Here is a 22,728-nt window from a genome sequence, read left to right on the forward strand (position 1 = left end):
CCCGCTCCTTGCCTCCGCGGGCGCACGGCAGCACCTCCGACCAGACTTGCTCGACGCTCTACCGGGCCGCTTCTCGGCGCTATCCTCAAACGCTCGTCGCGAGGCGGTCGCGGCATGGGCCATCCAGCTTGTCGCTGAGCGGGGCGCGGCACAGGCGAACCATCACATCGCGCTGCACCTCGACTGTGCGGCAGCCGCTGTCACTCACGATCGTGAGAGCGCCGAGAAAGAGCGGCAGGCGGCGCACGCTCGGGTGGACACGGTGCGGGCACCGCGACGGTCGAGCGGCTCCAACCGCTGCGTCGTCCGATGCGCGACCGGGTGCGGCCACTGGCTGCCCACCGCTGGACCGCGCCCCGTCGTCGCGCGTACCGGCGATTGCGACCAGCCTGCCGGCGCGGCTCGACGTGCGAGGCGCGCGGAGCGTCGACGAGAGCGAAACGACTGACCATCAAGCCGCTCCTTGCCTGTTGACCTGCGTGGGTCACCGAACCGCACCCAGCGACCCGTGCAATGCCTCCCGACGGCCCCGGCCCTCTCCCTCACCGGAGAGGCCCGGGGCTTTTGTGTTCCACCCCCTCCCCCTCCTCGGCACCAGGGCCTACCCCGTCGCCGAGCCCCTGCCCCTCCCGAGGCAGGCCCTCCCCCTTTGCTCGACGCCCTACCCTCCCGAGGAGGTGCCCCGTGGCCTGGACCTCAGACTCCACGAGCGACCGCGGCGCTCGACTCCCATCCGACTGGAGTACCCGCCGGGTCCGCGTCCTTCGGCGCGACGGCTACCGCTGTCAGGCTCGTGACTCGACCGGCGTCCTGTGCGGCAAGCCCGCGAATCAGGTCGACCACGTCGAGCATGGCGACGACCACTCGCTCTCCAACCTCCAGGCGTTGTGTCGCTGGCATCACGCGCGGAAGAGCTCGCGAGAAGGCGTTGCAACGCGGCGACCCCGTGCTTCGAGATCGAGGGTTTCGGAGCCGCATCCCGGGATGGTCTGATCCGGCGTTTCGGATTCGACAGGTCCGAGGGTGGGGGTCCACCTCCCTCCACCCCCACCGGCCCTGACCGGTTCGGCATAGCGCCTCGCTGTGCTTACGGGCATAGGGGTTCCAACAAAGCCGCGGACTCTGGTCAGCGCTGGCTACCGAGCTCGCCACGCGTCACGCCAGCCCGCCTGGACGGAGTGTCTTGCTAGGATCGCGGTCAGTGGACTGGCGAACCCACAGTATGGCTATGTCGGTGGTATCTGTTCTACTGACCTACGCGACCGCAACTGTCGCCATCGAGAGTTTCGCCATTGACGAAGGAAGGAGACCGCAATGGGCTTCAGCTCATCCAATGTCAGCAATAACATTCTCAAGCGAGCATTTGACGAGGATGTCACGGTCACGCCAATGAAGTTGCAGAAGATTCTTTACTTCGTTGCCAGCGAATATGCAAAAGAAACCGGTAAGCCTCTCTTCGACGAACCATTCCGCGCCTGGCAATACGGACCCGTTCTGCGAAGCGTCTACGACGAATTTCGCACATATGGCGGATCACCGATCCGGAAGTTCGCGAAGGACGCGGAAGGCAAGGCCTATCGTGTTAGCGAGAAAAGCAATCCAGCCTTGAAGAATGCCATCGACCGGGTCTGGGAAAAAACCGCCACTCGCTCCGCAGTTGACCTCTCGCGCATCACACACAACAAGGGCTCTGCATGGTCAAAGACCTACACATCCCGCCTGAGTGACTACATCGAAGACGATCTCATCCGAGATGACACGACGTATGAGCGAGACTTGCGATTGTCGCCCAAAGCGGAGCGATGAGCACTGAACCACCACCGGGGGACTGTAGGTTGACTGGGAACGAAGCGGGAAGAGACGGCAGCGCTGCGACGGGAGAATCCGTGACGGCGGGGGCGCACAGCGACGGCGGCCCAGATGATGGCCAGGCTCCATTGAGAGAAGTGCCGGAGATCCCAGAGAACGCCACACAGGATCTTCCGCCTGGGGCTGACGAAAACAGAAGCCGTTGGCGCGACACCCAGCACGCGACGGAGAAAGTCGACCGAGTTCATGATCCGGACGGCGAACACCGCCGGGGCATGGATAAGGAGAAGTTAAAGTTCGCTCGCTACCTCATCTTCATCTGCGTGGGAGCAGTGGTTGGGCTCAGCCTAATCCAGTTCTTCTTCCAGCATCTATTCACGGAGATCTCGTCACTGAGCCCGGCGATTGACATGGCCAAGCTTCTCGCCACCACCGCCCTCGGTTTCGTTTTCGGACGCACGCTTAACTCGCGCGAATAGCTGTCGATGCAGTACTGAGATGGCGGGCGAGCATCCTTGCTTGCATCGAATATGGTCGAATCACGGTCGAATTCACCCGCGTTCGTCAAGGTCGTTCGCGAACCACGAAGACGTGACCCTCCCTGCCGCCCATTCAGCCAGTTGCCGTGTCGAATTTCGCGCTCTATCGATAGCGGTCTTAGCGTCGGCGTCGCCACCAGCTATCCCCCGTGTGATCTCATGCACCTCACGGTCAGCCCATTGCGCCACCGACACCTCACGGCGACGCAGCACCAATCGCAGCGAGACAATTGCTGAGTCAGAGGTACGGATCGCTGCGAAAAAGGCGTCCGTATTCGGGTTTCGAGCGGTGCGGGCGGCGCCCTCGATCAGCAGCACGCTGATCGACCGGTCAATTTGGGCCACCGCGGCTGCACGCTGCGACTTCACTTCGGCGAATCGTGCGCTCAGCGCGACTCCGAAGGTTGCCAGTCCGCCGATCGTCGCTCCGATCAGGCCGCTGAGAAATCCCGCCAAGTCGAACATTGTGAATTCCCTTCCACCTTCGGAGCGCCGCTGTGCGATGCTACACGAGTGCCAGAACGACTGCCGATCTTCGATGACCACGAGCGCACCAACGGGGCTCCGGCGACTCACGGTGAGACTAGCTTCGCCTTTCTAAACCGGGTTGCCGGCGAATACTGGACTCACCCTCGCGAGCTCTTGCAGCAGTGGGCCGATCGCCTACCGGATGATGCATACGCCGACATCAGTGGCCGGTTGCGTAAGGACGACGCTCAGGCGCGGAGCGCCTTCCTGGAGCTGTACCTGCACGAGACGCTCCTCCGGTCCGGTTTCACAGTCACGATCCACCCTGACCTCCCAGACTCCGATCGCCACGTGGACTTCCTTGCAGTTCAGGGCGAAGAGCGCTTCTATCTGGAAGCCGTTATGCCAGGCGGCCCCGACACTGCGGAGAGTAACCGCCAATCGCGCTTTCTCGACGCGGTCAATCTGCTAGACGATGATCGCTTCTTCTTGAGCCTGCTCCAGCTAGAAGTGGGTCCTACCGCTGTGTCGGCACGCGGGATCCGCAAAGACCTCAAGCGTTGGCTCGACACGCTCGATCCTGATGCAGTCAAGACCAGCGGGGGCTGGCCAACGTTCTCCTGGTCTGAGCACGGTTGGTCCGCGGAATTTGGAGCAGTCCCGAAGTCCGTGGGGCGCCGCCACTCTTCGCGAGGACAGGCTATCGGCGTCTACGCGCATTACGAAGCCGAATTCATTGACAATCCGAGCGTGATTCGACGTGGAGCATTGAGTAAGGTGCGCCGCTACGGTGCTCTAGACGCACCTCTCGTGATCGCGGTGGGCGTCTACATACACGACCCCGACCTCGGCGATACAATCGCGGCGATGTACGGAAGCCAAGTGTGGGGTCTGGCGGGAGCAGGTAATCCGCAAGCCATGCGCATGACGGACGGCTTTTTCGGCTCGAAGCACGACCCAAGGCATGTCACTACTTCAGCAGTCTTGGTGGTCAACCAGCTACAGCCATATCATGTGCATCGGGCACAGGTCACTGTCCTTCACCACCCGTGGACACAGGCCTCGCGCCTCCCGGCTCAGGCTTTCCACGCAACGGAGATACGCCTTGAAGGCGCCCGCCTAGTCCGAACCTCAGCGTCGGAGTCTGCGGGCGTATTCTTCGGCGTCGACAGTTGGGCGGATGCGGATCCTTGGCCAGCAGTGGACGTCGAGCAACTTTCAGAGGGCGGTTCCTCCTAGCCCGCGGCGGGACGGATGCGCTCATGGTGGTCGGAAGCCGAGGGGGGCGAAGCGACCCCTCAAGGTGCCGACCTGAGGGGGCATCTCGTCGCCCTTGACTTTCTTCATGCGTGACCCACCGTTGCCGCCCGCATGCGAGGCAGGCCGCCGAAGCGACCTGATAGCGAGGAAAAAGGATCTCTGCCGAAGGAGGACTGAGCGTTCCGCACACGCTTGACGCGCTCCGCCCGTCAATGCGTGTCCTACGCCTCTCATGCCGTGGATACGGTCCGCTTTACTTCGCGCTGTTGATAGCGTGCGGCAGCCTCCTCCGGAGGGACCGGGCGACGGCGTCCTTGGCGGCCTCCGTAGGGTCGACAGATCCTATACGGCAACGGGGGAGATTGGAGGCGGCGTGACGAGTATCATTCCGATAACCTGGGTGGCCGCGCCCGATAACCGCGGGTATTTTTGGCGAGTTCTCGCGGGCGTCAACCGACCCCGGTGGATACCCGAGACGGAAGCAGCAGCATAGTGGGCCCAGAAGTAGACATCATCCTCGACCCGAGTACCGCGCTTCGAAGGAAAGCGGCGTACTGGACGAACGAGGGCACGCTCGTCGTCGACGCCGACGGGACCCGGGAATGCAATCCAGAAGGGATCACAGGCGAAGAGGCCGCACGAGCGTTCTACGCACGACGCGATCGACTCGGTCGCGAGGCCGCATATGCTCCTGACTTGGTCACCGAGCTGCGCTTTCGTCTTGCTCGTGCTCCCGAGGTCGGTGAGTTCTCCCTTTCCTCCCCTGTGCTCGGCCTGCCCGGCGATAACGTCGACGTGCCTGAAGCGCTGGAGGCCGCTAGCGGCCATGGCCCGATTCTCGCGTCGCTGAAGATCGAGCTAGTGTCGTTCGTCGCGAAGAACGGCCCCATGAAGGGCCAGACTGTGAGCTACAACAAGCCGGTCCTGACCTTGAAGGGCCTCCCCCCGACCGCCGAGTAGCAGCCGCTCAACCCCTCACCCTTGAAGGCCCCCGTCTCCTCGCGAGGCGGGGGCTTTCGTCGGAGTCGGACGCTACAATTCTCAAATGAACAATAGCAATGCTCATGACCTCGGTGAAGAGCGCGAGGCCTACGCCCAAGCCGTAGAGGCATCCAACGCCTCCAAGGCAGCACTGCTCGAAGCGATCGCCCAAGGGCTGCCGGACGCTGTCGACGCGATAGCCAAGGCGCGAGCTCACGCCGAACCGATGGTCACTCGACAGCTGAGCGACAAGGGGGAGCTTGGACCGCTTCGGGACGATCTCCGGCGAATTGCGTCGCAGCTGGGCGACGTAGCGCGAGCCTCAGTAGAGCGCGTCGACTGGCCGACGACGGGTCCTGGTACGTACATCGCGGCGAGGGTCCGCGAAGTCGTCCGCAACATCTTCCGCAGTGAAGTGACGCGTCCTGTCGAGCGTCGCCTCAACGAGGCGGGATTCGCCGACTTCCTCATCTACCCCAACCTCTTCATCCAAGACCAGTCTTTCCGAGACGAGATTGACGCCGTAGCACATGACCTGGTCGAGCTTCACGAGGCCGCCGGAGTGCTTCGAGAGGCAACCACCGCGCGCGATAAGGCCTTTGTCGAAGACGTCTGGAAGTAGGACGCCGCAGCACCACGGCCCCCTCCCGACTGTCTCTCAGGAGGGGGCCTCCGATGTTAATGCCGCTCAGAGCTGGTCGATAGCCCGCTCCAGCCGCTCGATCTTCCCGTCGATCTCGCCGGAACGACCGGGGCGTATATCGGCCTTCAGCACCAGGGATACGCGGCTCCCGAAGGGGGCGACCGCTTCGGTCGCACGCTTGACGACATTCATCACCGAGTCCCAGTCGGGGCCTTCGATCTCAGTGAACATCGACGTCGTGCGGTTACGCAGTCCAGACTCACGCACGACGCGCACTGCGGCGGCGACTGCGTCGTGCACAGACGCATCGTCTGCAGCTGCTGCGCCTCCGCTCGGAGACACGCTGAACGCAACGAGCATCAGCACCCAACCTTCCATGCACTCTTCTCAGCATTCGCGCCCTCGGAATTGAAGGACGTGACCGAGCTCAGTTTCGGATGAATCACGGTGTGACAGTGCCGCGAAGAAGTTTCATGAACGTTGCCCCGCTGTCCCTATCATCCCAAGCGGCCCGGATATGTTGCGTTAGTGCTGCAACATCTTTCGCGACCGTACTCGGCCAGAGGTTTGGGTTGTAATCCTCAACACGAAGCATGTGATCTACATCAAATATCGCACCCGTGCCTTTGGCCCGGATAAGAGCCACCGGCTTATCCGCGTTCATACGCATACCTAGTTCGAAGAGAACGTTTGGATTATGCTCTGTTAGGTCAGCCACAACTAGATCAGCTTCGAGCAGCTCATTGACAATGGTTGACTGGATGATGTCCGAGCCCTGACGTTTAGCCGTTCGAACGGTGAAACCGGCATCCACAATCGCGGGCGTTAGCAAGGAAGTCAGGACCTCCTCGAAGAACCCAATGGGCTGCGCATCGGTGTGCTCCGTGAAGGGCATCGCCACGAAGCACACCAGCTCCCCGCTTTGCCCTCCACTCGCGGTAGCCGCCGGTGCAGCCACGAAGACCGAGGAAGGTTGAGGAGAGGTAGATTGGGCGACGACATCTTGGCGGAAGTCATTGCCTATGCCGACGAAACGAGCATTCTTTTCGAACAGATCGATGAATTCCGGCACAACGGACTCGTCGAGGCCAAAAGTCTGTATGAGTGTGTTGGAGCGGAACGGCTCTTCTGGCAGGTTGCTTCCGCCGTAGTGCTCGACCACTTTGCGAAATAGCTCGACCCGAAGAAATGCCTCACGCAACGCTTGCTCATTTTCACCTGGGAAGCTAGGCGAAACGATCCTCCGCCCCAGGTCCGCGATCGAGATTTCCGGCGACGAATTGATCCCGTCCGTCAGACCGAAATCTCGGGCAGAAGCCGAGAGGTAGAAGAAGTTGGAAGACCGCCCTGTCCCCATCCCGAGCGCCCCGGAAACCTCTGACGGCGCCCAGGGCTGACCGCCGTTCTTTTCCTTGATGGCCTTCGGTACCCGGAGAGCTTGTTCTAGAGTGCGCCTCGGGAACGGGCGGGGCACCGACACACGGCGCGTACGTGTAGTGGGCTCCGCAGGCGCGGAATCACCGTCGCCCGCTGCGCCAACTTCTGGCACGTCGTCCTCTGCGCGCTCATCTTCTGGCAACTCGAACTCCCTCGATCGACTTCCCCCGCGGACCGCGAGTCGCTCTCATCTTGTCATATACACTTAGGACCTATCGCGCCCTCGAGCTCGGTGAACATCGACGAGGTCCGGTTCGGCAGGCCACTCTCGCGGACGATGCGGACGGCGGCAGCGACGGCGTCGTGCACGGAGCCGTCCGACTGTGCAGCGGGCCCACCGGAGGGAGCGACGGAGAAGGCGACGATCATGCGCCCATCCTGCCCCGCCGACCGTCGGCACGCGCGCCGTCGCCGCGTGGGCGCCGTCATCCCGCGAGCGAGCCGTCCCCCCGCGCGTCGACCGCGCCCGACCCACGCGCTCCGACGCGGCGCCCCGGCACCATAGCCACGTCGGGGCCGCGCAGTCCCATCCGCACGAGCACGACCACGGCCCAGACGAGCGCCGCGACCTCGAGGGCGTTCCGCACCGTGAGCACCACGAGGATCCAGGGCTGCAGCGTGAGCACCTGGTCGTAGAAGCCCGGGTAGACGAGCTGCGTCAGCACGGCGGTCGGCAGCGCGGCGATCGCCACCGGCACGAACCGCCGCGCGCTCGGCGATCCGGCCACCAGCCCCCAGACGACCGGCACGGCGAACCAGCCGATGTACTGCGGCGAACCGACCTTGTTCGTCGCGATGAGCGCGGCGACGAACAGCAGCGCGAGCACCGGCGCGAGCTCGACCCGTCGCGCGCCGCGGTGCGCTGCCCAGAGCGCGAGCGCGACGCCGGCGAGGACGACGACGGCCATCAGCGGTGTCGACACCGCCGCGGCCAGGTGGGTACCGGCTCCGGAGACGCCGAAGGTCAGGATGTCCTGGTCGTAGAACACGGCGGCGCCGGGCTCCCCGGCGGCGGCCGCCCACAGGAAGGGGGTCGCGAGCGGAGCCTCGATCTGCAACCCGCGGCCGGTCTGCTCGGTCACGAAGGACAGCAGGTACGGCGCGCCACCCCACAGCACGTCCACGAGCACGATGAGCCCGGTGACCACGAGGGCGCCGCTGAGCACCGGCCCGCGGTGTCCGCGGCGCAGCAGGAGCAGGACGACGACCAGGGCGGCGGGCCAGACCTTCGTCCAGGCCCCGGCGGTGAAGAGCGCGGAGGCGACGGCCGGCCGTGTGACGACGAACGCGACGCCGATCAGCGCGAGCACGGTCGCGACCGTGTCGATGCGGCCGAGCGCGATCGGCCCGAGCGCGAGCAGGAAGACGAGCCACCACCAGACGACGCGGACACCGGGCGCCGCGCGACCGACCGGCCGGGAGCGCATCGGCACGCCCACCCGGAAGCGCCACAGGAACGCGCACGCCACCGCGTCGAGCAGCACCATGAGCAGCATCCAGCCCGTGGCGATCGAGGGGGTGCCACCGAGCGCGGCGGCGGCCATCGGCACGATCGCCAGGATCGGGTAGACCCACTCGCCGTCGATCCCGACCCAGAAGTGGGCCGAGTGGCCGGTCTCGATCCACCGTCGGTAGGTGATGGTGACGTCCCCGAGGGGCAGGTTCGCCGACGTCCAGGTGAGCCACCACAGCACGGCGTGCACGAGGGCGAACGCGGCCACGAAGCCCCCGAGCTCGATCCACCGCGTCCTCTGCACCGGACGAGCGTAGCGGCCGGGATCCACAGGTTCCCCCAACCATGACGTGTCACCGTTCTGCCCGTGACCACCGACACCCCGCGCAAGCGCCGCAAGGCCGTCATCTGGATCTCCGTCGTCGCCGCCGTCGTCGTCCTCGCCGTCGTCGGCGTGGTCGTCGGCACGAAGGTGTACACGAACAGCGAGAACGCGAAGGCCTCGGCCGCCCCGTCCGTCGCGGCCAGCCGTCAGGCCTCCACCCTCGACACAGCGGACCTGTCCGGGGCGTGGACCGTCGGCGGCGACTCCGAGGCCGGCTACCGCGTCCACGAGGTCCTCAACGGCTCGGACGTGACGGTCACCGGCCGCACCGACAGCGTCTCGGGCAGCGCCACCGTCGACGGCACGTCCATCACGAAGGCGACGATCACGGTGCAGGTCGCCGACATCGCCACGGACTCCGACCAGCGCGACTCGTACTTCCGCGACTCGGCCCTGGACACCTCCGCCTTCCCGGAGGCGACCTTCACGCTCACCGAGCCCGTCGCCGACGCGGTGCCGAGCGGTTCGGACACCAAGACGGTCCGCGCTTCCGGCGAGCTGACGATGCACGGCGTCACGAAGGACGTCACCGCGGAGCTCCAGATCGGTCTGAACGGCGACGGCGTCGACATCTCCGGATCGATCCCGGTCACCTTCTCCGACTTCGACGTGCAGGCCCCGAGCCTCGGCTTCGTCACGGTCGACGACTCGGGCGCGGTCGAGTTCCTGGTGCACGCCACCCCCGCGAACTGACGTCCGCGACGCACCGCACGTCCGTGCCGTGCGCACCGGCGGACGGGAGGCCCGGCGCCAGCTGGCACCGGGCCTGCCGTCCGCCGGGTGGTCGCGTCGACGGCACGTGACCCGTCTCCGGCGCCGGTCAGCGGTCCCGCTCCCCCGGATCCGCGGACGCCCGGTTCGCCGGTGGCCCCTGCCGGAGGCGGTCCGCGTCCCCGCCCGACCCGAGCAGTGCGAGACGCCCCTGGTCACTTGGTCAGCCGGCAGTCGGGAGGCGAGCCGCCGGTCGGAGTGGCGTCATGACGACGTCGAAGCAGGGGCGACAGCCGGAATGCCCCCGGTTGCGGGTCGCGACGATGTGAACGCTGCTCACATGCTCAGCCGGTCCGCAGTCTGAACAGGGGAACCCGATGACCGACTTCCAGCAAGCGCCCTACGCGCCTGGGTCTCACCGCCCTGATCGTCGGCATCGTCGCGATCGTCGGATGTGCCATCCCGTTCGTGAACTTCGTGTCGATCTTCCTCGGCCTCGTCGCGGTCGTTCTCGGCATCGTCGGACTCGTGCAGAAGAACCGCACGCGCGGCCTCGCCATCGCCGGGACGATCATCGGCGGTCTCGCGCTCATCGTCGGCATCGCGACCGCTTCGATCTACGCGGCCGCGGTCGACTCGGTGTCGAAGTCGCTCGAGACGTCGGCACCGGTCGCGACCGAGGATGCCGCGTCAGAACCTGCCGCCGCCCCCACGGAGGAGCCGTCCGAGGAGCCGTCCGAGGAAACGTCGGAGAGCCAGGCGGCCGCTGACGTCCCGGCCGAGTACACGTCCGCGCTGAACTCGGCGCAGAGCTACTCCGAGATCATGCACATGTCGAAGGAAGGCATCCGGGCACAGTTGACGTCGGACGTCGCGGACAAGTTCTCCGACGAGGCCGCGGCGTACGCAGTCGACCACGTCGACGCTGACTGGAACGCGAACGCGCTCGCCACGGCGAAGGACTACCAAACGACCATGAGCATGTCCCCGGAAGCGATCCGGGACCAGCTCACCAGTGACGTCGCCGACAAGTTCACCCAGTCGGAAGCGGACTACGCGGTCGCGCACCTCGACGACTGATCGTCCCAGCGTCCTGGAACGCCCCGCCCCTCCACCGAGGGGCGGGGCGTTCCTCGTCGGGGCTCGTGACGGACGATGGCGCCGCCGCGCGCACCTGTCGGAGCCGGACAGACGTCCTTCGAATGGCGACCTCGACGAGGAACAGGCGGAGCCGCGCCCCTCACGAGCGCGCGGCACGGGCGAGGTCGTAGCCTCGTCGGCATGGACGAGACCGCTCCACAGACCGTCGAAGCCGCCGTCGCCGTCGTCGGGCCGGGCGCGATCGGTGCCACCGTCGCGGCGGTGCTGCACGAGGCCGGTCGGACGCCCTTCCTCGCCGGGCGGACGGCACGCGCGGAGCTCGTCGTCGACCTGGGCGGCACCGAGGTGACCGTGCCCGGTCCGGTGCACACCGACCCCGTCGCACCGACCCCGACCGCCGACGTGGTGTTCCTCGCGGTGAAGGCGACGCAGAACCGGGCGGCCGCACCCTGGCTGGCGGCACTGTGCGGTCCGGACACCGTGGTCTGCGTCCTGCAGAACGGCATCGAACAGGTGTCGACGGTCGCGCCGCTCGTGCCGCGCGGCCGCGTCGTGCCGGCCGTCGTCTGGTTCCCCGCCCGGACCCGCCCGGACGGTTCGGTGGAGCTCCGGGCCACACCCCGGCTGACGCTGCCGCGCGGCACCGCGGGCGTCGACACCGTGCAGGCAGCGCTCGCGGGCACGCGCTGCACCGTCGAGGCCGCCGACGACTTCCGGACACTCGCCTGGCGGAAGCTGCTGCAGAACGCGGCGGCCGGGCTCATGGTCCTGACCGGCCGCCGGTCGGGCATGTACGCCCGTGACGACGTCGGCGCGCTGACGCTGGCCTACCTCGCCGAGGCCGCGGCGGTCGCCCGCGCCGACGGGGCAGTGCTCGACGACGACGAGCCCGGACGGATCCTGCAGGGCTTCCGCGACTCCCCGGCCGACGCGGGCACGTCGATCCTGACGGACCGCGAGGCCGGCCGGCCCCTGGAGTGGTCGGTGCGGAACGACGTCCTGCGCCGCCGCGCCCGCCGGTACGGCCTGCCCACCCCGATCGGCGACGTCGTCGTGCCGCTGCTCGCCGCCGCGAGCGACGGGCCCGGCTGAGCGTCGGTCGCGCGCGTCACGCCCGTGACGTGACCGGGGACGGACGGACGGACGGGAGGCTGGTGCCAGCGGGCGCCGTGCCTCCCGTCCGTCGGTGCGGACGTCCAGGGCACGCACCGGCGCGCTCGCCGGCGCGGGCGGAGCGCTACCCGCGTGCGTCGCCGTCGACCACGAGGTCGCGGACGACGCCCGGCAGCGCCGCGACGAGTGCCGTCATCGGGAAGGGTCCCCCGCCGGACGCCCGCCGTGCGGCCAGGCCGTGCACCACCGCGGCGGAGGCCGCCAGGTGGGCGAGGTCGGACGGCGTCAGCGACGAGCCGGACGCCTCCGCCGCACCCTGCCGCGCGGCGACGAGCGCACCGACCACCCCGCCGAGCACGTCCCCGGCGCCGGCGGCCGCGAGCCACGGCGTCGCCGACGAGGCGACCAGGCGCACGGAACCGTCCGGGGTGACCACGTGGGTCCGCTCGCCCTTGAGGAGCACGACGCTGCCGGTCTGCTCGGCGGCACGGAGCGCCGCGGCGGGGGGGTCGGCCTCGACGGACTCGCGGGAGGCGCCGAGCAGCGTCGCGGCCTCGCCCGCGTGCGGGGTCAGCACGGCGAGCGGCCCGAGGTCGACGAGCGGGATCGCGCCGGCGTCGACGACCACCGGGACACCGTCGTCGGACGCGTGACCGAAGGCGTCGGCGGTCGCCGGGTCGAGTTCGCCGAGGGACCCGGCCGAGATCCCGGAGCCCACCAGCCAGGCCTGCACGCGGCCGACGCCGACGACGCTCTCCGGGCGGCGGGTGAGCACGTGGTCGGACGCGCGGTCGGGTCCGACGTAGCGGACCATGCCGACGCCGGTGTGCACGGCGGCGTCGACGCCCAGCACCGCGGCGCCGGGGTACCGGTCCGAGCCCGTCGCCACGCCGAGCACCCCGCGGCGGTACTTGGTGGACTCCCCGGTCGGCGCGGTGACCCACGCGGCGGCATCGGACGGACGGACGGGCACGAAGTCGTTCACCGCGCCCACGTTACGGTGGAGCGCATGAGCCTGTTCCTGCCCGGTCGCGTGGTGGTCTTCGACTACGGCGAGGTGATCAGCCGGACGCCGCACGCCTCGCGTGAAGCCCTCGTCGAGCTGACCGGCGTGCCGGCCGACGAGCTGTTCCCCGTGTACCAGGAGCTCCGGCACGACCTGGACCGCGGCGACCTGTCCGTCGTGGCGTACTGGCGTGCCATCGCCGAACGGACCGGACGGTCCTGGAGCATCTCCGAGATCCACCGGTTCTGGGCGGTCGACTTCACCGGGTGGTTCGAGGTCGAGCCGGCGACCCTCGAGGTCGTCGAGGAGTTGCACGACGCCGGCACCCGCCTGGCACTGCTCTCGAACGCGGGCTTCGACTTCGGCGACCCGTACCGCCGGTCGCCGATGGGCTCGTTGTTCGAGACCGTCGTGGTGAGCGCCGAGGAGCACGTCCTGAAGCCCGACGCATCCATCTACCGCGACACCTGCGCGCGACTGGGAATCGAACCCGCGCAGATGGTGTTCGTGGACAACAGGGCCGAGAACGCCGCCGGCGCGGAAGCGATCGGGGCGGTCGGCCACCACTACACGTCGTCGGCGTCACTGCGGTCGTTCCTGACGGAACTGGCCGAGCAGCCGGCGCCCGTCATCTGAGGAGTCCCGCGTGACGCACGCCCTGTTCGAACCGATCACCATCCGCGACCTGACCGTCCGCAACCGCATCTGGGTCTCGCCGATGTGCCAGTACTCGGTCGACGCGCAGGACGGCGTCCCGACGCCGTGGCACCTCGTGCACCTGGGCGGGTTCGCGAAGGGCGGGGCCGGCGCGGTCGTCGTCGAGGCCACGGGCGTCGTGCCGGAGGGACGGATCACCCCGCAGGACCTCGGCCTCTGGAACGACCAGCAGCGTGACGCCTTCAGGCCGATCGTCGACTTCCTGCACGAGCAGGGCGCGGCGGCGGGCATCCAGCTCGCGCACGCCGGCCGCAAGGCGTCGACCTTCCGCCCGTGGGACACCGAGCGCGGCACCGTCCCCGCCGACCGGGGCGGCTGGAGCACCGTCGCGCCGTCGGCCGAGGCGTTCGACGGCCACGACGTGCCGCGCGAGCTCGCGACCGAGGACATCCGCGTCGTCGTGCTCGCCTTCGCGCAGGCCGCCCGCCGGGCCGTCGAGGCCGGGTTCGACCTGGTCGAGCTGCACGCCGCGCACGGCTACCTGCTGCACCAGTTCCTGTCGCCGCTGAGCAACCACCGCACCGACTCGTACGGCGGCTCGCTCGAGAACCGCGCCCGCGCGCTCCTCGAGGTCGTCGACGCCGTCCGCGCCGAGGTCGGCGCAGGCTTCCCGATCGTCGTCCGCTTCTCGGCGACCGACTGGGTCGACGGCGGGCTGACGCTCGACGAGACCACGCAGGTCGCCCGCTGGGCCGCCGAGCACGGCGCCGACCTGGCCGACGTCTCGACCGGTGGCAACGTCGCGAGCGCGCCGATCCCGGTCGGCCCCGGCTACCAGGTCCCGCACGCCGCCGCCGTCAAGCGCGACGCCGGCATCGGCACCATCGCCGTGGGCATGATCTCCGAGGCCTTCCAGGCCGAGCAGATCGTCGCGACCGGCCAGGCCGACGTCGTGATGATCGGGCGCGAGATGCTCCGCGACCCCGGCTTCGCCCTGCGCGCCGCCGTCGAGCTCGGGGTGTCGGTGGACTACGAGCCGCAGCAGTACCACCGCGCCCGGGTGACGGCCTGAGCCCGGTTCCTGTACGGACTCTCGGCCGGGCGACGGAGCAGGCAGTACGATGAGCAGCACTGTGGACGATCCCCCGAACAGTTCTTCGCCTCACTCATCCGTCGCTCACTCGGTGAGCTGCACTGCCTCGCGCCCGGCGGGAGGTGAATCATGAGTCCGATCGACGTCGTCATGCTGATCGGCGGCATCCTGCTGACGCTCGGCACCGGTGTGTTCGTCGCGTCCGAGTTCGCGCTCGTCAACCTCGACCGCGCCGAGGTCGAGGCACGCCGCGACCGCGGTGAGTCCGGCCTGTCGCCGGTCATCGGTGCGCTGAAGGTCACCTCGACGCACCTGTCGAGCGCGCAGCTCGGCATCACGCTCACCACGCTGCTGACCGGGTACCTGCTCGAGCCCTCGATCGCGAAGCTGCTCGAGGCCCCGTTCCTCGCGATGGACCTGCCGCAGGGCGTCGTCGAGACCGTCGGCTCGATCGTGGCGCTCGTCATCGCGACCCTGCTGTCGATGATCCTCGGCGAGCTCGTGCCGAAGAACTTCGCGCTCGCGCTGCCCCTGCAGACCGCGAAGCTCGTCGTGCCGCTGCAGATCGCGTTCACGACGGTCTTCAAGCCGGCGGTCGCGCTGCTCAACGGCACCGCGAACGCCGTGCTCCGGTCGATGGGCATCGAGCCGCAGGAAGAGCTGTCCGGTGCCCGCAGCGCCGAGGAGCTCACGTCGCTGCTGCGCCGGTCGGCGTCCGAGGGCTCCCTCGAACAGGACACCGCGACGCTGCTCGAACGCACGATCTCGTTCTCCGAGCTGAGCGCCAGCGACGTGATGACCCCGCGCCCCCGGCTCTCGACCATCCGGGTGTCCGAGTCCGCCGAGGACGTCATCGCACTGGCCCGCAAGACCGGCTTCAGCCGCTTCCCCGTCATCGAGGAGGACGCTGACGACGTCGTCGGCATCGTGCACGTCAAGCAGGCCGTGGCGGTCCCGCGCGAGAAGCGCCCGGAGGTCCCCGTCGGCGCGCTCATGACCGACGCCGAGCGCGTGCCCGAGACGATGCCCGGCGACACCCTGCTCGCCGAGGTCCGCGGCCGCGGCTACCAGATGGTCATCGTCGTCGACGAGTACGGCGGCACCGCCGGGGTCGTCACGCTCGAGGACCTCATCGAGGAGATCGTCGGCGAGGTCTCGGACGAGCACGACCGCGCCCGGATCGACGTCGTGCGCTCCCGTGACTGGCTGACCTTCCCCGGGCTGCTCCGTCCCGACGAGCTCGAGGACCGCGCCGGCGTGAAGGTCCCCGAGGACGGCCCCTACGAGACGGTCGGCGGCTTCGTGATGTCGACGCTCGGCCGGCTGCCCGTCGTCGGCGACGAGGTCCCGCTCGACGGCGGCGTGTTCCGCGTCGAACGGCTCGACGGCCGACGGATCGACCGCATCCGCTGGACCCCGACGCCCCCGTCCCAGGACACCGGAGCGACGGCGATCATCATCCCGTCCACCCGCAGCACCCCGAAGACCACGCCGGCGAAGACCACGACGAAGGGCGGCACCCGATGAGCTCCGACTGGTGGGGCATCTTCTGGCTCGTCGTCCTGTTGCTGGGCAACGCGTACTTCGTCGCGGCCGAGTTCGCCGTCATCTCCGCGCGCCGCTCGCAGATCGAGCCCCGGGCGGAAGAGGGCTCGAAGGCCGCGCAGATGACCCTGTGGGCGATGGAGCACGCGACCCGCATGCTCGCCACCACCCAGCTCGGCATCACGGTCTGCTCGCTGCTCATCCTGAACGTCTCCGAGCCGGCGATCCACCACCTGCTCGAGGTGCCGCTGCACCTGACCGGCTGGAGCGTCGAGGTGATCGGCACCGTGGCCTTCGTGTTCACGCTGCTGCTCGTGTCGTTCCTGCACGTGGTGTTCGGCGAGATGGTCCCGAAGAACATCTCGTTCTCGATGCCGGACCGCGCCGCACTGCTGCTCGTGCCGACGCTCTGGTACATCGGCCACGGCCTGCACTGGGTCATCGTCGGCCTGAACGAGGTCGCGAACGCCGTGCTCCGCGTGTTCCGGGTCGAGCCGAAGGACGAGGCCGTCAGCGCCTACACGGTGGAGGAGGTCCAGACCATCGTCGAGCAGTCCCGCCGCGAGGGCACACTGACCGACGACGGCAAGCTCGCCCTGGCGTTCGAGTTCACCGAGAAGAAGGTCAAGGACGTCGCCGTGCCGATGGCCGAGCTCGTCACCCTGCCCGAGGACGCCACCCCCGGCGACGTCGAGCGTGCGGTGGCGCAGCGCGGGTTCTCGCGCTACGTGCTCGTCGGTGACGACGGCTCCCCCACCGGCTACGTGCACGTGAAGGACGTCATCGACCTGCGCCCGGACGAGTTCGACGACCCGGTGCCGCCGAAGCGCATCCGCCAGCTCATCTCGCTCTACACCGAGATGGACCTGGAGGACGCGCTCGCGACCATGCGGGCGGCCGGCCGCCACGTGGCGCGCGCCTTCGACGCGGACGGCCGCACGACCGGCGTGCTCTTCCTCGAGGACATCCTCGAGGAACTCGTCGGCGAGGTCGAGGACGCGACCCGACGCCGGTAGACGCGACCGGAGAACGGACGGGAGGCACGGTGCCGGCTGGCACCGTGCCTCCCGTCCGTCGCGTGGCCGCGTTCACCCCCGCGAAAGCGACAGATCCCTGCGGAACGTTCGCAGGGATCTGTCGCTTCCGCGGGAGGGGCAGCGGGAGCTCCTACCAGCTGACGGGGAGCGGCTTGCCCTCTTCGTAGCCGGCGGCGGACTGGATGCCCACCAGCGCGCGCTCGGCGAACTCGGCCATCGAGGACGCCCCGGCGTAGGTGGCCGAGCTGCGGACGCCGGTCGTGATCATGTCGAGCAGGTCCTCGACGCTCGGACGCTCCGGGTCGAGGTAGATCGTCGAGGACGAGATCCCCTCGGCGAAGAGCGCCTTGCGGGCCCGCTCGTACGGGTCGAGCCGCTCGAAGCGCTCACGGACGGCCTTCGCCGAGGCCATGCCCCAGCTCTCCTTGTACGCCTTGCCCGCGGCGTCGCGGCGGAGCACACCCGGCGCCTCGAGGGTGCCGGCGAACCACGAGCCGATCATCACGGCGGACGCACCGGCCGCGAGCGCGAGTGCGACGTCGCGCGGGTACCGCACCCCGCCGTCGGCCCAGACGTGCGCGCCGAGCGACCGGGCGGCCGCGGCGGTCTCGAGCACGGCGGAGAACTGGGGGCGGCCGACCGCGGTCATCATGCGGGTGGTGCACATCGCACCCGGTCCGACGCCGACCTTGACGATGTCGGCACCGGCGTCGACCAGGTGCGCGACCGCGTCGGCGGTGACCACGTTGCCCGCCACGAGCGGGATCCCCAGGCCGAGTCCGGCGACGGTGCGCAGGGCGCGGAGCATGCCCTCCTGGTGGCCGTGCGCGGTGTCGAGCACGAGGACGTCGACGCCGGCGGCGGCGAGGGCCTGGGCCTTCGCCGCGACGTCGCCGTTGATGCCGATCGCGGCGGCGACGCGGAGGCGTCCGGAGGCGTCGACCGCCGGCGTGTAGATGTCGGAGCGGATCGCGCTCGTCTGACTGACCGTGCCGACGACCCTGCCGTGCCGGACCACCGGTGCGAAGTCGACGCCGGCGGCGCTCAGCACGTCGTACACGTGACGGGGCGTCCCGGCGTCGTCGGCGTCGATCGCCGTCGAGGCGCCGTGCAGCAGGTCGCCGAGCGTCGCGTCGGGGCCGGCGTCGCCGAGCCGACCGGCGGGGACGCAGCCGAGGTACTCGCCGTCGGCGTCGCGGACGACGACACCGCGGCCGGCGACGGGCAGGAGCTGCTCGAGGGCCTCGGCGACGGTGGTCGACGCGCCCATGTCGTAGGCGGTGTCGAACGCGACCGGCTGGTCCTTCACCCAGCGGATCGCGGCGTCGAGGTCCTGCAGGTGCATGTCCTGCGGGAGCACCCCGAGGCCACCGCGGCGGGCGAGGGTCGCGGCGAGGCGCGGGCCGGTGACCGAGTTCATGTTGGCGCTGACGATCGGGATGGTGGCACCGCTGCCGTCACCCGCCGAGAGGTCGACGTCGAACCGGCTCGTCACCCCGGAACGGCTGGGGACGAGGAAGACGTCGGAGTAGGTCAGGTCGTGCGTCGGCCGGGTCTCGTAGAACCTCATGCACGCCACTGTACGGCTCCCCGCGGACCCCGGACCGGGGCCGACCCGCGCCGCGCCTGACACGGAACGGACATGTCCGAGCGGCTAGGCTTGGCACCTGTGCGGGGCAGGGTTGCTCCGCACGACACACACGAGCATCTATCGACGGAGAGTGGGCGATCGGCTGTGTCGAGCCATCTGACGGGAACGGACGAGACCGCGGGCGAATTCGGGGCGAACGAGTGGCTCGTCGACGAGCTCTACGAGCAGTTCGTCGCGGACAAGGAGTCGGTCGACAAGTCCTGGTGGCCGGTCCTCGAGAGCTACCACCGCACGCAGACCGGTGACGCCCCGCCCGCCCCGCAGCAGCCGGCCGCCCCCGCCGAGCAGCCGGCAGCGCCGCAGTCGAGCGTGCCGCAGCAGCAGGGCGGCCCGATCCAGGCCAAGACGACGTCGCGCCAGCCGACGCCGCCGCCGATCCCGGCCGAGGCGAACGACGCCGCCGACGACCACGACGAGACCCACGAGGACGTGGCGACCCCGCTCCGCGGCATGGCGAAGACCCTGGCCTCGAACATGGACGCCTCGCTGTCGGTGCCGGTCGCGACGAGCGTCCGGACGATCCCGGCGAAGCTGATGATCGACAACCGGATCGTCGTCAACAACCACCTGCGGCGGGCCCGCGGCGGCAAGATCTCGTTCACGCACCTGATCGGGTGGGCGATGGTGCAGGCGCTGAAGGACTTCCCGAGCCAGAACGTGTTCTACGAGGAGCGCGACGGCAAGCCGTTCGTCGTCACCCCGGCGCACGTCAACCTCGGCATCGCGATCGACGTCCCGAAGAAGGACGGCACCCGCTCGCTCCTGGTGCCGAGCATCAAGCGCGCCGAGACCCTGACCTTCGGGCAGTTCCTCTCCGCCTACGAGGACCTCGTCAAGCGCGCCCGTGACAACAAGCTCACCCCGGCCGACTTCCAGGGCACGACGATCTCGCTCACGAACCCGGGCGGCATCGGCACCGTGCACTCGGTCCCCCGCCTGACGAAGGGCCAGGGCTCGATCATCGGCGCCGGCGCGCTCGAGTACCCCGCGCAGTTCCAGGGATCGGCGGCGAAGACGCTCGTCGAGCTCGGCATCGGCAAGACCATCACCCTGACGAGCACCTACGACCACCGGGTCATCCAGGGTGCCGGGTCGGGCGAGTACCTCAAGCACGTCCACGAGCGGCTCATCGGCGAGCACGGCTTCTACGAGGGCATCTTCGCGGCGCTCCGGATCCCGTACAAGCCGATCCAGTGGGCGAACGACATCAACGTCGACCTCGCGCACCGCGTGAACAAGACGGCACGCGTCCAGGAGCTCATCAACAGCTTCCGGGTGCGCGGGCACCTGATGGCCGACATCGACCCGCTCGAGTACCGCCAGCGCACGCACCCCGACCTCGAGATCGAGAGCCACGGGCTGACCTTCTGGGACCTCGACCGCGAGTTCGTCACGGGCGGCCTGGCCGGCACCACCTCGGCGCCGCTCCGCGACGTGCTCGGGATCCTGCGCGACGCCTACTGCCGCACGGTCGGCATCGAGTACATGCACATCCAGGACCCGGAACAGCGGCGCTGGGTGCAGGAGCACATCGAGGTGCCGTACTCGAAGCCGTCGAAGGACGAGCAGCTCCGCGTCCTCGGCAAGCTCAACGAGGCCGAGGCGTTCGAGACCTTCCTGCAGACGAAGTACGTCGGCCAGAAGCGCTTCTCGCTCGAGGGCGGCGAGTCGACCATCGCGTTCCTCGACACGCTCATCCAGCACGCCGCCGCGACCGGGCTCGACGAGGTCGCGATCGGCATGGCGCACCGCGGTCGCCTCAACGTCCTGACGAACATCGCCGGCAAGACCTACGGCCAGATCTTCCGCGAGTTCGAGGGGTCGTCGCTGCCGGGCTCCGTGTCCGGGCAGGGCTCGGGCGACGTCAAGTACCACGTGGGCACCGAGGGCGTGTTCCGCGCGAGCGACGGCAGTGCCATCCCCGTGACGATCGCTGCGAACCCGTCCCACCTCGAGGCCGTCGACGGCGTGCTCGAGGGCATCGTCCGCGCGAAGCAGGACCGCGAGGCCCCCGGCACCTTCGGGGTGCTGCCGGTCCTGGTGCACGGCGACGCGGCCATGGCCGGCCAGGGCGTCGTGGTCGAGACGCTGCAGATGTCGCAGCTGCGCGGGTACCGCACCGGCGGCACCGTCCACCTGGTCATCAACAACCAGGTCGGCTTCACGACGCCCCCGGAGTCGGCCCGGACGTCGGTGTACTCCACGGACGTCGCCAAGACGATCCAGGCGCCGATCTTCCACGTGAACGGCGACGACCCCGAGGCCGTCGCCCGCGTCGCCGAACTCGCCTTCGCCTACCGCGAGCAGTTCCACCGCGACGTCGTGATCGACCTCATCTGCTACCGGCGCCGCGGACACAACGAGGGCGACGACCCCTCGATGACCCAGCCGCTCATGTACAACCTCATCGAGGCGAAGCGCTCCGTCCGCACGCTGTACACCGAGGCCCTCGTCGGCCGCGGCGACATCACGCAAGAGGAGTACGACGAGGCGCACCGCGACTTCCAGGACCGCCTGGAGCGTGCCTTCGCCGAGACCCACGAGGCGCAGACCGGCACGATCCCGGTCATCGAGGTCGACGACGACGGTGCCGTGCAGGGTCTCGAGCGTCCCGCCGCCCAGCGGGACGACTCCGAGGTCGAGGTGCACGAGACCGCGGTCTCCGAGGACCTGGTCCGTGCCGTCGGCGACGCGCACAGCAACCCGCCGGCCGGCTTCTCCATCCACCCGAAGCTGCAGCAGCTGCTCGCCAAGCGCACCGAGATGACGCGCAACGGCGGCATCGACTGGGCGATGGCGGAGCTGACGGCGATCGGCTCGCTCCTGGTCGAGGGCAAGCCCGTCCGGCTCGCCGGGCAGGACGCCCGACGCGGCACCTTCGTCCAGCGGCAGTCGGTGTTCCACGACCGGTCGAACGGCCAGGAGTGGCTGCCGCTGTCGAACCTCACCGAGGACCAGGCCCGCTTCTACGTCTACGACTCGCTGCTCAGCGAGTACGCGGCGATGGCGTTCGAGTACGGCTACTCGGTCGAGCGGCCCGAGGCGCTGGTCATGTGGGAGGCCCAGTTCGGCGACTTCGCGAACGGCGCCCAGACGGTCATCGACGAGTTCATCTCGTCCGCCGAGCAGAAGTGGGGGCAGCGCTCCGGCCTGGTGCTCCTGCTCCCGCACGGATACGAGGGCCAGGGGCCGGACCACTCGTCGGCCCGCATCGAGCGCTACCTGCAGCTGTGCGCCGAGGACAACATGATCGTCGCCCGGCCCTCGACGCCGGCGTCGTACTTCCACCTGCTCCGCCGGCAGGCCTGGGCCCGGCCGCAGAAGCCCCTCGTGGTGTTCACGCCGAAGGCCATGCTCCGGCTGCGCCAGGCGACGAGCGCCGTGCAGGACTTCACGACCGGCACGTTCGAGACCGTCCTCGACGACGACCGCATCGTCGACCGGTCCGCCGTGCGCCGCGTCGTGCTGCACTCCGGCAAGGTGCACCACGACCTGCGCGCCGAGGTCGACAAGCGGGGGGTCACCGACGTCGCGCTGGTCCGGCTCGAGCAGCTCGCACCGCTCCCCCTCGAGCGCATCCTCGAGGTGCTCGCCGGCTACCCGGACGCCGACGTCGTCTGGGCGCAGGAGGAGCCGGAGAACCAGGGCGCGTGGCCGTTCGTGTGCATGAACCTGTCGCCGCACCTGGACGGCCGGCCGCTGTCGGTCGCCGCTCGTCCGGCGAGCGCCGCACCGGCGACCGGGTCGTCGAAGCGCTCCGCCCAGGAGGCCTCCGACGTCATCGGCCGAGCACTGCGCTAGCCACCGCCGCGAGCACACCGCAACGACCACTGCGCCCC

Annotated in this window: 19 protein-coding genes and 1 pseudogene; 13 read left to right on the forward strand and 7 right to left on the reverse strand. The window is 68.9% G+C overall.

What is annotated here, in order from left to right; all coding sequences use genetic code 11:
- Positions 1-1,314 precede the first annotated feature (1,314 nt).
- Both BIU94_RS17020 and BIU94_RS17340 read left to right on the forward strand, forming a co-directional pair.
- Complete coding sequence (locus BIU94_RS17020; RefSeq protein ID WP_083404636.1) at positions 1,315-1,806, forward strand: Panacea domain-containing protein; 492 nt, start codon at positions 1,315-1,317, stop codon at positions 1,804-1,806.
- Positions 1,803-2,288: a hypothetical protein gene (locus tag BIU94_RS17340; protein ID WP_139196327.1), complete on the forward strand. Its 486-nt coding sequence runs from the start codon at positions 1,803-1,805 to the stop codon at positions 2,286-2,288. Before BIU94_RS17020 ends, BIU94_RS17340 begins: the two co-directional genes overlap by 4 nt.
- A gap of 72 nt (positions 2,289-2,360) precedes the next feature.
- On the opposite strand, the gene BIU94_RS17345 is transcribed toward BIU94_RS17340, so the two are convergent.
- Positions 2,361-2,813 carry a hypothetical protein gene (locus BIU94_RS17345; protein WP_139196329.1) on the reverse strand — a complete coding sequence of 151 codons (453 nt, stop codon included), beginning with the start codon at positions 2,811-2,813 and terminating at the stop codon, positions 2,361-2,363.
- 48 nt (positions 2,814-2,861) lie between these two features.
- Here BIU94_RS17345 and BIU94_RS17350 point away from each other — a divergent pair, with 48 nt between their 5' ends.
- From BIU94_RS17350 to BIU94_RS07345, 3 genes are all read left to right on the forward strand, one after another.
- Positions 2,862-4,055, forward strand: a complete 1,194-nt coding sequence (locus BIU94_RS17350; RefSeq protein ID WP_139196331.1) for a hypothetical protein — start codon at positions 2,862-2,864, stop codon at positions 4,053-4,055.
- Positions 4,056-4,772: 717 nt separating this feature from the next.
- A complete protein-coding gene (locus tag BIU94_RS07340; protein ID WP_139196333.1) occupies positions 4,773-5,036 on the forward strand; it encodes a hypothetical protein in 264 nt (87 codons plus the stop codon).
- Between the two features lie 85 nt (positions 5,037-5,121).
- Positions 5,122-5,679 (forward strand): hypothetical protein, encoded by a 558-nt coding sequence (locus BIU94_RS07345; protein ID WP_139196335.1) that lies wholly within the window; start codon positions 5,122-5,124, stop codon positions 5,677-5,679.
- Positions 5,680-5,745: 66 nt separating this feature from the next.
- Here BIU94_RS07345 and BIU94_RS07350 read toward each other — a convergent pair whose 3' ends face one another.
- The 4 genes and pseudogenes from BIU94_RS07350 to BIU94_RS07360 all read right to left on the reverse strand — a co-directional run bounded on the left by BIU94_RS07350 (position 5,746) and on the right by BIU94_RS07360 (position 8,894).
- Positions 5,746-6,060, reverse strand: coding sequence for a thiamine-binding protein (locus BIU94_RS07350; protein ID WP_071256499.1), 315 nt, complete (start codon positions 6,058-6,060; stop codon positions 5,746-5,748).
- An 82-nt stretch (positions 6,061-6,142) separates the two neighbouring features.
- Positions 6,143-7,279: a hypothetical protein gene (locus BIU94_RS17990; RefSeq protein ID WP_217639481.1), complete on the reverse strand. Its 1,137-nt coding sequence runs from the start codon at positions 7,277-7,279 to the stop codon at positions 6,143-6,145.
- A 77-nt stretch (positions 7,280-7,356) separates the two neighbouring features.
- A pseudogene (locus tag BIU94_RS17030) lies at positions 7,357-7,506 on the reverse strand (MTH1187 family thiamine-binding protein); the annotation flags it as partial.
- Between the two features lie 56 nt (positions 7,507-7,562).
- Positions 7,563-8,894, reverse strand: coding sequence for a glycosyltransferase 87 family protein (locus tag BIU94_RS07360; RefSeq protein ID WP_071256109.1), 1,332 nt, complete (start codon positions 8,892-8,894; stop codon positions 7,563-7,565).
- Between the two features lie 63 nt (positions 8,895-8,957).
- On the opposite strand from BIU94_RS07360, the gene BIU94_RS07365 reads away from it, so the two are divergent.
- From BIU94_RS07365 to BIU94_RS07375, 3 genes are all read left to right on the forward strand, one after another.
- Positions 8,958-9,668, forward strand: coding sequence for a YceI family protein (locus BIU94_RS07365; protein WP_071256111.1), 711 nt, complete (start codon positions 8,958-8,960; stop codon positions 9,666-9,668).
- Between the two features lie 486 nt (positions 9,669-10,154).
- Positions 10,155-10,766 carry an Ltp family lipoprotein gene (locus BIU94_RS07370; RefSeq protein ID WP_071256122.1) on the forward strand — a complete coding sequence of 204 codons (612 nt, stop codon included), beginning with the start codon at positions 10,155-10,157 and terminating at the stop codon, positions 10,764-10,766.
- A gap of 201 nt (positions 10,767-10,967) precedes the next feature.
- Positions 10,968-11,879: an oxidoreductase gene (locus BIU94_RS07375; protein ID WP_071256127.1), complete on the forward strand. Its 912-nt coding sequence runs from the start codon at positions 10,968-10,970 to the stop codon at positions 11,877-11,879.
- 145 nt (positions 11,880-12,024) lie between these two features.
- On the opposite strand, the gene BIU94_RS07380 is transcribed toward BIU94_RS07375, so the two are convergent.
- On the reverse strand, positions 12,025-12,885 hold the full coding sequence (locus BIU94_RS07380) for an ADP/ATP-dependent (S)-NAD(P)H-hydrate dehydratase (protein WP_071256502.1): 861 nt from the start codon (positions 12,883-12,885) through the stop codon (positions 12,025-12,027).
- A gap of 24 nt (positions 12,886-12,909) precedes the next feature.
- Between BIU94_RS07380 and BIU94_RS07385 the strand changes: the two genes are divergently transcribed.
- From BIU94_RS07385 to BIU94_RS07400, 4 genes are all read left to right on the forward strand, one after another.
- Complete coding sequence (locus BIU94_RS07385; protein WP_071256129.1) at positions 12,910-13,542, forward strand: HAD family phosphatase; 633 nt, start codon at positions 12,910-12,912, stop codon at positions 13,540-13,542.
- A 10-nt stretch (positions 13,543-13,552) separates the two neighbouring features.
- Positions 13,553-14,635, forward strand: a complete 1,083-nt coding sequence (locus tag BIU94_RS07390) for an NADH:flavin oxidoreductase/NADH oxidase (protein WP_071256145.1) — start codon at positions 13,553-13,555, stop codon at positions 14,633-14,635.
- A 150-nt stretch (positions 14,636-14,785) separates the two neighbouring features.
- Positions 14,786-16,183 (forward strand): hemolysin family protein, encoded by a 1,398-nt coding sequence (locus tag BIU94_RS07395; RefSeq protein ID WP_071256147.1) that lies wholly within the window; start codon positions 14,786-14,788, stop codon positions 16,181-16,183.
- Positions 16,180-17,217 carry a hemolysin family protein gene (locus tag BIU94_RS07400; RefSeq protein ID WP_071256150.1) on the forward strand — a complete coding sequence of 346 codons (1,038 nt, stop codon included), beginning with the start codon at positions 16,180-16,182 and terminating at the stop codon, positions 17,215-17,217. The genes BIU94_RS07395 and BIU94_RS07400 overlap by 4 nt, the downstream gene beginning before the upstream one ends.
- A 151-nt stretch (positions 17,218-17,368) precedes the next feature.
- Here the strand turns inward: BIU94_RS07400 and BIU94_RS07405 are convergent, their stop codons facing one another.
- On the reverse strand, positions 17,369-18,808 hold the full coding sequence (locus BIU94_RS07405) for a GuaB1 family IMP dehydrogenase-related protein (RefSeq protein WP_071256153.1): 1,440 nt from the start codon (positions 18,806-18,808) through the stop codon (positions 17,369-17,371).
- A gap of 165 nt (positions 18,809-18,973) precedes the next feature.
- Between BIU94_RS07405 and BIU94_RS07410 the strand changes: the two genes are divergently transcribed.
- Complete coding sequence (locus BIU94_RS07410) at positions 18,974-22,690, forward strand: multifunctional oxoglutarate decarboxylase/oxoglutarate dehydrogenase thiamine pyrophosphate-binding subunit/dihydrolipoyllysine-residue succinyltransferase subunit (protein WP_175472126.1); 3,717 nt, start codon at positions 18,974-18,976, stop codon at positions 22,688-22,690.
- The last annotated feature ends 38 nt before the right edge of the window (positions 22,691-22,728 follow it).

Source organism: Curtobacterium sp. MMLR14_006 (assembly GCF_001864985.1).
In the GTDB taxonomy this organism is placed as follows: Bacteria; Actinomycetota; Actinomycetes; order Actinomycetales; family Microbacteriaceae; genus Curtobacterium.